Source organism: Tenacibaculum profundicola, assembly GCF_057220795.1.
The window spans coordinates 1,288,906-1,300,407 of the sequence record NZ_CM170137.1; the positions used below are offsets into that span (position 1 = coordinate 1,288,906).

The 11,502-nt window shown below is 35.1% G+C and carries 16 protein-coding genes; all 16 read right to left on the reverse strand.

Annotation, left to right across the window (positions count from 1 at the left end; translation table 11 throughout):
• Window positions 1-57: 57 nt before the first annotated feature.
• A complete protein-coding gene (locus tag AC2TDS_RS05475; RefSeq protein ID WP_484738113.1) occupies window positions 58-687 on the reverse strand; it encodes a hypothetical protein in 630 nt (209 codons plus the stop codon).
• Complete coding sequence (locus AC2TDS_RS05480; RefSeq protein WP_484738114.1) at window positions 684-950, reverse strand: hypothetical protein; 267 nt, start codon at window positions 948-950, stop codon at window positions 684-686. Before AC2TDS_RS05480 ends, AC2TDS_RS05475 begins: the two co-directional genes overlap by 4 nt.
• Window positions 947-1,363, reverse strand: a complete 417-nt coding sequence (locus AC2TDS_RS05485) for a TIGR02594 family protein (protein ID WP_484738115.1) — start codon at window positions 1,361-1,363, stop codon at window positions 947-949. The genes AC2TDS_RS05480 and AC2TDS_RS05485 overlap by 4 nt, the downstream gene beginning before the upstream one ends.
• The gene (locus tag AC2TDS_RS05490) at window positions 1,341-1,634 is read right to left on the reverse strand and encodes a DASH complex subunit DAD2 (protein ID WP_484738116.1); all 294 of its coding nucleotides are present in this window, start codon (window positions 1,632-1,634) and stop codon (window positions 1,341-1,343) included. Before AC2TDS_RS05490 ends, AC2TDS_RS05485 begins: the two co-directional genes overlap by 23 nt.
• The gene (locus tag AC2TDS_RS05495; RefSeq protein ID WP_484738117.1) at window positions 1,634-1,813 is read right to left on the reverse strand and encodes a hypothetical protein; all 180 of its coding nucleotides are present in this window, start codon (window positions 1,811-1,813) and stop codon (window positions 1,634-1,636) included. The genes AC2TDS_RS05490 and AC2TDS_RS05495 overlap by 1 nt, the downstream gene beginning before the upstream one ends.
• 24 nt (window positions 1,814-1,837) lie before the next feature.
• Window positions 1,838-2,776 carry a hypothetical protein gene (locus tag AC2TDS_RS05500; RefSeq protein ID WP_484738118.1) on the reverse strand — a complete coding sequence of 313 codons (939 nt, stop codon included), beginning with the start codon at window positions 2,774-2,776 and terminating at the stop codon, window positions 1,838-1,840.
• Between the two features lie 133 nt (window positions 2,777-2,909).
• Complete coding sequence (locus tag AC2TDS_RS05505; RefSeq protein WP_484738119.1) at window positions 2,910-5,855, reverse strand: hypothetical protein; 2,946 nt, start codon at window positions 5,853-5,855, stop codon at window positions 2,910-2,912.
• The gene (locus AC2TDS_RS05510) at window positions 5,855-8,467 is read right to left on the reverse strand and encodes a phage tail tape measure protein (protein ID WP_484738120.1); all 2,613 of its coding nucleotides are present in this window, start codon (window positions 8,465-8,467) and stop codon (window positions 5,855-5,857) included. The genes AC2TDS_RS05505 and AC2TDS_RS05510 overlap by 1 nt, the downstream gene beginning before the upstream one ends.
• Before the next feature lie 15 nt (window positions 8,468-8,482).
• A complete protein-coding gene (locus AC2TDS_RS05515; RefSeq protein WP_484738121.1) occupies window positions 8,483-8,785 on the reverse strand; it encodes a hypothetical protein in 303 nt (100 codons plus the stop codon).
• A 23-nt stretch (window positions 8,786-8,808) separates the two neighbouring features.
• Window positions 8,809-9,168 (reverse strand): hypothetical protein, encoded by a 360-nt coding sequence (locus tag AC2TDS_RS05520; protein ID WP_484738122.1) that lies wholly within the window; start codon window positions 9,166-9,168, stop codon window positions 8,809-8,811.
• A 1-nt stretch (window position 9,169) separates the two neighbouring features.
• Window positions 9,170-9,550 carry a phage tail tube protein gene (locus AC2TDS_RS05525; RefSeq protein ID WP_484738123.1) on the reverse strand — a complete coding sequence of 127 codons (381 nt, stop codon included), beginning with the start codon at window positions 9,548-9,550 and terminating at the stop codon, window positions 9,170-9,172.
• Window positions 9,551-9,578: 28 nt separating this feature from the next.
• On the reverse strand, window positions 9,579-9,944 hold the full coding sequence (locus AC2TDS_RS05530; protein WP_484738124.1) for a hypothetical protein: 366 nt from the start codon (window positions 9,942-9,944) through the stop codon (window positions 9,579-9,581).
• A 1-nt stretch (window position 9,945) separates the two neighbouring features.
• Window positions 9,946-10,404 (reverse strand): HK97-gp10 family putative phage morphogenesis protein, encoded by a 459-nt coding sequence (locus tag AC2TDS_RS05535; protein WP_484738125.1) that lies wholly within the window; start codon window positions 10,402-10,404, stop codon window positions 9,946-9,948.
• Window positions 10,405-10,408: 4 nt separating this feature from the next.
• Window positions 10,409-10,750: a phage head closure protein gene (locus AC2TDS_RS05540; protein ID WP_484738126.1), complete on the reverse strand. Its 342-nt coding sequence runs from the start codon at window positions 10,748-10,750 to the stop codon at window positions 10,409-10,411.
• Window positions 10,750-11,301, reverse strand: coding sequence for a head-tail connector protein (locus AC2TDS_RS05545; RefSeq protein WP_484738127.1), 552 nt, complete (start codon window positions 11,299-11,301; stop codon window positions 10,750-10,752). The genes AC2TDS_RS05540 and AC2TDS_RS05545 overlap by 1 nt, the downstream gene beginning before the upstream one ends.
• A gap of 7 nt (window positions 11,302-11,308) precedes the next feature.
• Window positions 11,309-11,494, reverse strand: coding sequence for a hypothetical protein (locus tag AC2TDS_RS05550; RefSeq protein WP_484738128.1), 186 nt, complete (start codon window positions 11,492-11,494; stop codon window positions 11,309-11,311).
• Window positions 11,495-11,502: the final 8 nt, after the last annotated feature.

Consider the following 11,502-nt stretch of genomic DNA (forward strand, 5'->3'; position numbering starts at 1 on the left):
AGGACTGAGATTAAAAGTGTTTTTTATGAAATGAACATGGGTATAATCCTAAATCTTTTAATACTTTCTTAATATATTCCATTTATATCCTACTGTAAACTGTTTGTCTGTATTGTAGCCTAATTCAAAAATATTGCCTTTTTTATTTTGAAATCCTGTGTTTAACTCAAACGAGGTTCTATTGAAATCAGTTGAAGTGTTGAGCTTACCTCCTACTAGCAAGGAGTATTTAGGTGTAAGTGTTTTAGTGATTGTTTTTTCATAGTATTTTAATGATTGAGGAGCCAAATAATAACTAAAATCTAAACTTTCAAGTGTCCCCCTGGTAGTTGCTTTTACTTTAGCAGTAATAACACTATCTTTAAATACTTCTTCATATTCATTTATTTGTCTAGCCTGTAAAAGTTCCCTTAAAATTAAAATGCTGTCGGCTTTTTGGTTGTATTTCTTTTCAAGCTGTGCTATTAGTTGTTTATACTTCTGATCGTTGGAAATATATTTATACCTAGTTATTATTTTTTCTTTCGGTTTAGCTACTTTAAAACTACCACTTTTAGCAGGTATTTCTTTTATTACCAAAACACTATCAATAATCACCCTTTGTTTAGCAAATTTTAAAAAACCTACATTCCAGAAACACACACAAAGGATAATTATAGTTCCTAAATAAATAAAAAAAATTCTCACAGCATCAACATTAAAATTAAAAAAACCAAGCTTGGTATAACTGTAAAAATAAAATCCAACCATTCCGCTTTTCCATTTCCTTTACTATCCCAATATTCTTTTAGCCCAGCAACAATAACACATGGTAAAATGATTAGTAAAATACTCCCGAAAACAGCGTACAAAACCAAACCGAAAACAGCATACCAAAACCCCCAAAAGAAGTGCGCTAACTTGTCAAACTTAGGGGTTAATCTGTTTTGTAATTCTATAATTTTTTTCATAATCTAATGTAATTTAAAAGCCTGTTTTTAGGGTATCCTGATATTTTAACTTGATTATTTTGATTACCCCCAAGTACATATATTTTATCATTTGTATCCTTTATAAAGAAACCTACGTGACCTTTCCAACCCTTAGGAGATTCTCGCCAAAAAACAACAACATCCCCAACTCTTGGCTCTTGTACTTTCTCCCCAATTTTAAGCCAAGACCTAGCGTGAAGTTTTCCAGTATAAGGAAGTCCAGATTTTTTACAAACCCAATTGACAAAGGCACTACACCAAGCAGTTTCATCTTTCAATTTTGAGCCATCAAAACCAATTTCGCTAAAATATTTTAATACCTCTGGATTGTCTTTTGCTCCTATAATCTCCTTTACTCCTATTTGAGATTTAGCTAATTTTATGTGCTTCATTTAATTCTCCGTACTTTGTAGAATATACTTTTACTTTCTCTCGTAATTCTTTTACGACTCCCTCTAAATAGTTATTATATTCAATCAATTCATCAATCCGTTCTTTCATATCATCGAGTAGGTTCTTTTCCATTTCTCGAACCTTTTCAATATTCTCTAATTCTGCCGATTTTTCGTTAATTCGCTTTGTCTTACGACCACCGAAAAAAGCTAATACAGAGCCAAAAACGCCCATAAATATTTCCCAATTTTCTTTTAAAATCTCAAACATTATTCGTCTTGAATTAATGGCGCTAAATGACCAATTGAACCAATTACTTTACTTGCATCATTTAAAGAAAATAAGCCTTTTTTTTGCCCTAGTTCTGCAACTTCAATTAGTACTTTGATTGCATTTTGCTGTGCTTCATTTATAAATGGCTTTTCCGCTTTTTCTTCCGCTTTACTCATTTTACTATAATTTGTATTTAACTGTTAAATTGTAGTTGTAGATGTGATACTCCATTCTGACAATGACATTCGAACATACATTTCTTTTCTTGTTGGGTTTACCAAAATAGTACCTACTGGATCACTCGCCCTATGTAAATTAAGTATAGCACTATCTATTTCCTCCCAATTCTCATATATTTTAATTATGGCTTCTGATTTTGTCACAAAAGCACTTGTATCAGGAACATCAGACAAAAGGGCGATATATCCCGATGCCTGTTGTAATTTAGCTACATGCCCCCCTGAACTCTCAAAAGAAAATTCAGTAGCCAACACTCGTCCGTCGCCAAAAACACTATGGCAAATACTCCAATCAATACCACTCGCATTTCGAAATAAAATACTTTGCTTGCTCTCATTAGCATCATCGAGAATTATTTTTGCGCCTCCTTCTAAATTGTGTACTTCAATGCTATCTCCAAAAGTTCCATTTTTAGCAATAATATGGCCCCCAAAGGTTTGATTTTCAGAAAACACATTAGAGTTGTTCAGCAACTGCGAAATAACATCACTTTTTGCATTGATTAACGCATCATTAACCTCTGTTTGGGTGTAAAAATTATTTAGCTGTATTTCTAAATCTGTAATCTTAGAAATTGGTAATTCAGGGATAAATTGCGCTGAAATAAGAGAATCCTCGTCTAAACCAACAAAATGCGCATTCCGCCACATTACAGAAGAATCAGGTTTATCAAATACGGTTATTGTGTTTGGTAAAACACCAATATATTCATATAAATCCCCTCTATAAACACGATAAAAAGGCGCTTTTTCTTCATCCAGGTATTCATTTATTTTCCATTGCTTAAAGGTGTTATTTAAATAGGAAATTGCGGAATTTACTTTTTCAGCGCCATGCCTTAAATTATCACCTGTACCATCATTCGCTTCTTGGCCTATATTGATCAACTCTAAATTCATAATTTATCCAATGTAATTTTATCGCTGCTAAATTTTATCTTATCGGTATCGAATGTAATTTTTGACACAAAAGAAACTGCATTTTCTTTTACATTAGGTACTTTAAATTTTAATATATGTATGGTATTGTTTTTCATAAGAAAACCACAGATATTTGATTAGACACTATATTTCCATCAATTAACCACACCTTCCAATTCCCACTTCCTAAAGCAACAGTATAATTTGCCTGTTCATTTACAGAAGTATATTGTGGCAAGCCTTTAATAATTCCTGTATATGGTTGTAATTCCTGATACACTAATTGTAAATTATCATTTTGATAATCTATAAAAGAAGCATCAATGGTTATTGCTTTGGTGCTATTGTTTACAGATCGTTTGGAAATATGAATTTCCCCTGCAATAATTGGATTTATTAAAACATTTTCCTCATTGGAAAGCACTCCATTTTGTTCCATGGTTATTTTATACCAACCCCTTTTTTCATCAGGCATGGACAAACCAAAGGTAAATTCTTTGGTTCCGTTAGTACTTCCCACATTATCCGTTAAAACAAGTCCTGAAGGAACACCACCCGCCCCTGGATCATCGGTATACTTCACGCAATTAATCACCGCGTTAACCGGCATAATATTTTCAATAGTATAAAGCACACGAATAGCCCAAGTAAAAGAAATTGAAGAAGGTTCACGAACTCCTGTTGTTATACTTATTTTTGGTGTTCCTGTTCCTATTCCTGGACCGCTGTATAATTGCCCATCTTCTGCTTCAAAATATGAATTTGATTCTACCAACACGACTTCTGATGTACCCCTGGATAAATCCAAGGTTAGATTTGCCACATACAAATCATTTATATCTTTATAATCAAATTGAAAAAAACACAAAGGATCCATTAGTTTTTGCAAAACACCTTCAATTTTCAAAAAGGTTCGATTAGCTATCGCTGCATACATATTGCCAACGCTTCCCGCCATGGTTGCGCTTTCAAATTGTTCTACCCCTAAATTCTTAAACTTATCCAACCAATAATTCAAATAACGCAATTCACCGCTTCCTGAATTTGCAGATATAAACAATTCATCTTCCTGCTGAATAAACCATGAAGGCGTTGTTGCATCAAAAGAAACCTGTTTAATTTCGCAACTATTCCCTATTTTTTCTAATGTATATTTATCCGCTGCAACTTCCTGAAAATCTGCACCAACTTTTTTAAGCAGTGTAAATCCATCTTTTAACGCCAAATAAGATTCTTCAAAAATCCCAATAGATAATTTTCGATACCAAAACATTCCTGCATTAAAAATATCTTCACTGCTGTAATATCTTTTTTTCAGCACTTTGGTAGCTTCCAACAAATCACCGCTATCCATGGAAGCCTTTAAGGCATCACTAAATAAAAACCTACGTTCAGAAATTGACATTCGCGAAGTATCATGAAAAACTGTCTTTTCAAAAGAAGTAGTAAAATCCAACATACTATTAACTTGATACACAACATTCTTTTCAATATTTATTTTTAAATGAAGTTTAGTAAAATAAATTTTTGCATCAATAAAATTATTTGCTAGAACTGGATACAAACGAACAGTATAAAAGCCATCTTTTTCAAATAAAACACTTTTAACATTCAATGTACCCTTTACATCACCTGCTACTGATAAATCAAAATTAAAAAAGCCTTCAGGCATTTCTTCATCTAACGAAGAAAACAACATTGTTTCTTCAGAAGCATCTTCCGTTAAATGCTCTTTATAAAAAATAGCGAAATTGAACAACAGTTTCATTTCTCCTTCTTCAATTTGATTTTGTATATCTTCCGTAACTACATCATAGCCATTTTTATACGCAAAGCAACCTATATCCAAACTAATATCCCTTTCAATATCCGTACTACCATACACAAAAAAAGGTTCTTTTAGCGTAATATAATTATCGTTTATATTGGTTTCATTAATAAACGATTCATTTTCATTGTACAACCTTGGTTCAGGATTTTTAAAACTTAAAATCCTAACATTAGGACCAATTATAAAAGCATCTTTATTTTTCAGTACCGGCACGCCTTTATAAAAACCATTTAAGCCAACAGTTGTAATTTGATCATCGGTATATGCTGCCAAAGTATCGGCACGCATTCGCTCATCGTTTTTTTTCAACTCCCAAAAACGCATGGAATTATCCGAAGTATCATTTTCAAAGTTTATTGGAAAGGCTGTCACCACTTCTTCAGGAAGTAACCATTTGGAATTTTCTGCTTCCCAATCCACTGTGATTTTATTTAAAGGTGGTATGGCAGTTATTATTGGCCTTGCATAAAATGCACCTGTTATTTTTCTGCGCTCCAAAGCAACTGTTTCTTCAAAAATAACTCCATCAATAATGTTAAAAGAATACTTTGAAAATTCGACAACTTTTTGCGACATTTTATTTAAACCAATTACCACCCATTGCGCATTCACTTGCATCAACTTACAACCAATACTTTCCAAAATAGCCACTAAAATATCGTAAGCAGATTTCTTTTCTTCTTCCTTAAAATAGCAGGTACAATCAATTAATAAATCGGTATAACTTACTTCAAAAGCAGTTCCCTGGATTGCTTCTGAAAACAACAAAGGAAGATCCAATCCTGTAAAATGCAAACAAGCCATTAACACTTCAATAATGGATTTCTTTTGCTCGTAGTAGGCAATTGGTAAAACCTTTTCTTTTAACCTCCCAATTCCATCCGTTGCGACAAATTCTGTGAAAAAACCACCACCACCATAAGGTTCAGAAAATTGTTCCGGTAATAAAAAGCCTTCCCAAATTGTAGTCACTTCTCCTTCCCATTCTTTTTTCAAATACACTTTGAAACGTGTTTCTTCCCCTGTAAATAAGTGCCAAAATTTTGCATCTGCGGAATCTGCAACCAAGAAATTAAAGGCTAATTCACTAGTCATTAAATTAGCCAATTTATCATCCGAACCATTATAAACCAATTTTGGTGCATCCGCTTGCGCTGCTTCCAAATTTAGAGCCCTATCATTGTCCTTGGTATCTACAATTTCAATATTGAAAAATTCTGCTTTCATTAGGTCGTTCTAGTTTTTCGCGAATCATAACGATCCAATTCCACACGTAATTTCCCTAACTCGGCAGATAAAACCCCACCCAACTGCACATTTAAACTCTGTGAAGCAGGCGTAATTAAATCCCTTAATTTATTTAAAGGTGCAACCACTTCCGGGTTACTACTTGCCCCCGCATATTCACCAATTAACGCATTGGTAGGACCATAAACAATTCCACCCTTTGCAAAAGGCCTTGGCTCGCCACCACCACCTGAAGTAATATCCGCTGCGGAAGAAATCATGGTTCCAACCGCAACCAAAGCAACACCCGCTGCAATTGCAGTCCATGGATTTTTGAAGGCTTTCTTTATCGCAAACATTCCAATACCAATTTTAATTGCAGCTTCCCCAAGTTTCACCGCTAAACCACCAATAATTCGCATCAAGCCCCCTGCAACATCACCCATTGTCATGGTTCCACTCATTAATCCGGAAAGCATCACCCCAAACCCCGCCAAAGTTTCATTTGCTGCGCCTGTAATAATTCCTGATGCTTCTGCGGAAAAATCAACAAATGTTGACTTAACGCCATCTAAGGAAGTACTTAATTTTTGGTTTTCCGTATCAACAGAACCTGCAAAATCCAAATCCACATCAATAGCCTTAACCCCCTTACTTTCAAGACCTATCCCTTTAGCTCCTTCCCTCTTTCCAACATTAGAAACAGTTTTGTTTAGAGCAGTAGCAACAGTATTCACTTTCACCAAGCCTTTCACCAATTCCTGATTATCAACTAAGTAATTTTGCAACCCTTCACGTAGACTTTCAAGGGCGGTTTTTTCTTTTCCAAAGTTTTCAGCAATGGTTTGAGATTGCCCAATATGCATTTTTGCAACACTCCCGAAGGAAGTCATGGCATTTCCTAAATTTTGCCACAAAGTTGGTTCAATTGCTTTATTTTGCCCAAGCTGTAAATCCAACAAACGCTTTTCAATATCCACCAATTTTTCTTGCGCTGCTTGTACTTTCGCTTTCTTAAATAAAGAAGCAATTAACTTATCTGTTGCAATTTTTGTTTTATCCGTGTTTATGGTTTCTAAATCCAAAAAACCTAAATATTCAGGATATTGCTTTTTAAGAATATTTATTGATTTTAAACGCTCCTTTTTACTTCTGTTTTCGTCCTTTGCAATAGTTAAATTTTGCTGTAATTGTACCTTTTCTTTTGCAATGCTTTGCGTTGCTCGTTCGTTAACACTTGCCCATTCTTCAGTGGTATCTGTTAATCCTGTAAGATTAGAATTAAACAACACAACCGCAGCGGATAAACCGATTACTGCTGTGGCAATTATTCCAATTGGATTTGCCAACATTACTGCACTAAGCGTTGCAAATACAGTGGTTAAACCAGGAATTACAGTTGTCATTAAAAAGCCCAAAGCAACAAGTAATGGACCTAACACAGCAACAAGCGAAGAAATAACCACAATAATCTTTTTTGTTGAAGCACTTAAACCATTAAAACGTTCCAAAGCACGTTTAATAAATTCGCTTAAATCTTCAAACAAAGGCAAAAATACATCTGTAAAAACCTTACCTAAATCAATCAATGAGTTTTGCAACCTCTTAACTGCAACATTATATCGGAATCCGACAGTAGTAGACGAACCTTCGAAAGCTTTATCCGTTGCACCTAAAGTATCATTCATACTTGCAAAAATATCACGAGTTGTGGCAACATTAGATCCCATTAAATCCAATACTCCGGACAAAGCCCGAACATTTCCAAAAACTGCGGAAGTTGCGGTTACGTTACCCTTGAATTTTACATTTAACAATTCAAGCGCTGCCAACAAGCCATCATTTTTGATTACATCACGAATATATTCACTAGACAATCCCATTCCTGACAAAGCAACTTCTGCTTCTTTGGTGGGTTTTAAAATACTCGATAAAATTCCTTTTAATTGTGTTGCTGCTTCCGAAGCATTGGTTCCGGTTCTACTTAGTGCCGCAAAGGTTGCACCAACCTCATTAAAAGAAACATTCATTGCAGAAGCCAAAGGAAGCACTGCACCCATGGATTGCGACAAAGAAGAAGCATCCAATTTACCTTCTTTTACTGCGGTGGTTAATACATCGGTGGCTTCACTAGCACTTAAAACCTCCGACCCGTAAGCATTCATGGCACTTGTGGATAAATCTGCAATTGTGTTTATATCCCCTAAACCAACCACAGATCCTTTCAATGACTGCTCCAAAACTGCCATTGCATCACTACCCCTTAATCCTGCGGAAGTAATAAAAAACAAAGCTTCCGCTGCTGACTTTGCAGAAACTCCATATTTGGTGGCCATCACCTTTGCTGCTTCTCCCATTTCGCTGACTTCACCAACAGAAACACCAACCAAATCTGATATTTTAGATAGTTCCGCTTCAAATTCAGAAAAGGACTTTGAAACTGTTGCTGAAAAAGCAACAAAGGGAGCAGTAACCCCTATCGATAAGGTAGTGCCTATTCCCTGCAATCGATTCCCCATTTTTTTCAAACTCCTGTTGACGTTTTGCATCGAGGAAGAAAACTGCTTTAAATCCGCAGAAAATTTTACTACAACATTGGCAATTGCTGACATTATACGACTTGTTTATTAATTGGTTTTATCAAAAAAAGCTTTTATTTCTTCGGGTGTTTTTGCTTTGATTTCGCTTAAATTCGTTTCCTTTTTTTCTTCCCAAGGAAACACCAAAACATCTATTGGCTTAAACTTCTTATCTGTTGTGTATGGCAATAATGAAAAATACATTTGTAAACGTTGGCGCTCCCACACTTCTTTGTTTTGCGCTTCTTCCTTTTTACGATAGCCAATAATGATATTTGAAAATTGGCGGGGTGTTAACGAATAATAATAATCAATTAACAACCCCATTTCACCGCAGGCAACCTGCTCCAATTGTTCAAAATCGGGATCAAATACTATTGATCCCGCTTCACATTTCCCCGCTTTTCAGGGTTTACTTCTGATGGTTGTGGCAATGCCTTTGAAAACTCTTCAAACACTTCAGAAAAAACATCAGGATTCACTAACAATTCATCCAATATATCATCCGAAGAAACAGTTGCTTTTGGATTTGCATTTTTTATTGCTGATTGCACCAAAACACCAATGAATCCCAATTGCTCAAAAGAAGGATCTTCCATTTTATCCAATTGCAAGCCTTCAATTAAACCATCAAATCCTGATAATTTTTTGATATTATAATGTTCGCAAACTCTACGAATCACGCCAATACCAAACTTAATTGCATAGTCTTTTCCGTTTACTTGTAAAACCATTTTAAGAGTTTATTGCGGTTGTGATTTCTCCGTTTCCTTTCAAATTATAATCGAAAGTAACTGTTTCATCGGTTGCTGCTTTTATTGAAAAACTTTCAATATATGCCTGCCCTGAAAAGGAAAGATTTCCTGAAACACCATCTGTAAATTCAACATCCACCAAAGTACCTGCTGCCCAAGCATCAGCAATCGCTTTCAAATCATTTTCAGATCCTGTTGCATTTTTTACATACGCATCACTACTTAAACTCCAACTTTTTTTCCCTGGTGTAGATTCCACCCCATTGGTATCTTTAGAAGAAATTTCATTGAAATCTCTATTTGTTGAAAGTGTTGCATTCATTTCATGGAACACTTCATTTGTACCAATTTTTAATCTCATTTTTGAACCCTCGTAAAATGCCATAATTTTATTCTATTTTAATATTAAATTTTTGTTCTATTGCAATAAAATCCTCTTCATCCTGAAAAGGACTTCCACCAAGTTCCGCATACACTTCCGAAGAATCGGCAAAAGCATTGGTAATTTCATCTGCTATTTGACAGCACAAGTCATATTCTTTTGCATAGCATCGTGTAATTACTTCAAATCGTTTTGCAGGTTGCTTCGATACCAATCCATTATCCTCAATGAAATACACCACAAAACAAGGCCCTGCATCATGACTACCCAACAAAGGATAAATTCCGCTTTCACCATTCGTTAACAAATTCGTTACTCCTGGGAAACTCTTTAAGTCATTATATACGATATTGGAAGCCTTTACAAAACTCATTTTATACGCTTAATCTTTTAATTTGTTTTTGAATATATTTTGCAACCCTCACTTCTGCATCGGCTGTAACTGCTCCTTTTGTTTGCTGATAACCTCTATCCACAAAAGGGTTTGATTCCTGGTGTTTTGTTCCAGGAATTACAAACTGTCTTAAATAGAATCCATCTGCACTTCTTAAACTCCTTGGACTTGTCACTATCATCGGGTTTATAGATCTTCGCATTCTTTTACTTCCAATACTCTTTCTTCCTGTTCCTGGTGTAACCCATGTTCCGAAAGCTTGGGATTTTCTTTTTAAAATATGCGGTTTCTTACTTACCGGAGCAAAACGTTTTACCGCCTGGACTGTTGGTTTTGCAACCTGTCGCAATATCCGTTCAACTTCCCTTCGCTTGGTTTTATCATCGCCAAGCTTACTAATCTTTTTTGCTAAATCAGAAAAGCCTTCTATTGCAAACATTGGCCTACTCACGAACCAAAGCTTTTATTTCCAAGTATCGGTTCCTTCCGTATTTTTTCACAGAAACAATGTTATACTTTAAACCTTGATATTCAATTTCTCTTTTCGTAGCATCAGGACCAACCAAGCGAGAATCATAACGAATAGTGAATTTTTTTGTATCTAAATACAAAACCCTTCCTCCTTCTAGTTCTTCAGTTCCTGAAATATCATCAACTTTTGCCCAGCACGCTTTCAACACTGTTAATTGCCTAGAAGTAGCACCTGAATTAGTAGATTTTACATCCACCACACTTTGAATGGTAATGCGTTCATTTAATTCCCCTATGTAGGTGTTACTCTTCATCAATAAGGCTTTCGGTGTGTAGAAATTAAATTTTTAACTGTATCATTCACCGCTTTAGGCCTGTTGGATCTTACTTCATAGAAATCCCCTAACATCAACAAAATTGCCTGCTTTATTACCGTTGGAACTTTTAACATCCCCACAGTAACCACCATTTTAACCGCATCAGGTTTGTTTGGCTTTACCTGGGGCAAATCGGAAGAAAGCTGTACCGCATTTTCAAACTTGTTAATACTATGCAAAGCGTATTTTTCAGCATCCAAGTCCAACAACACATCTGCATCATTCAAATAGGTAAAACTATCCACACTAACAATTTTACTTTTTTGAAAGCTTAAAACATCCTGAAAAGATTTTCCTGATACTTCATATTTTTGGCGTTGTACCTTTATCCCCAAATAGCCTTCCACATAAGAAATAGAAGCTTCCAAATACCCCAAAATCAAAGCATCTTCCAATTCAAAATCATCTTCAATTTTTAAATGCTCTTTTGCCTTTTGTAAGGAAATCACTTCATGATCTTCCCCTTCTATTTCAATATAAAACGCCATGCTTATCTTACTTTTTTACTTCCTCCGCATACCCTGCTTCCAAAAGTTCTTTTGCTCTTTTTACTTCCAAAGCCACTTCTTCCCCTACACTATATGGAAGCAAAAACTTTCCCGCAGGTGATTTTATAACTCTTACTAAAACTGTTGCTTCTTTATCTTGTGAAGCAGTTGTATTTTCTTCTTTTTTTGACATGATAAAAT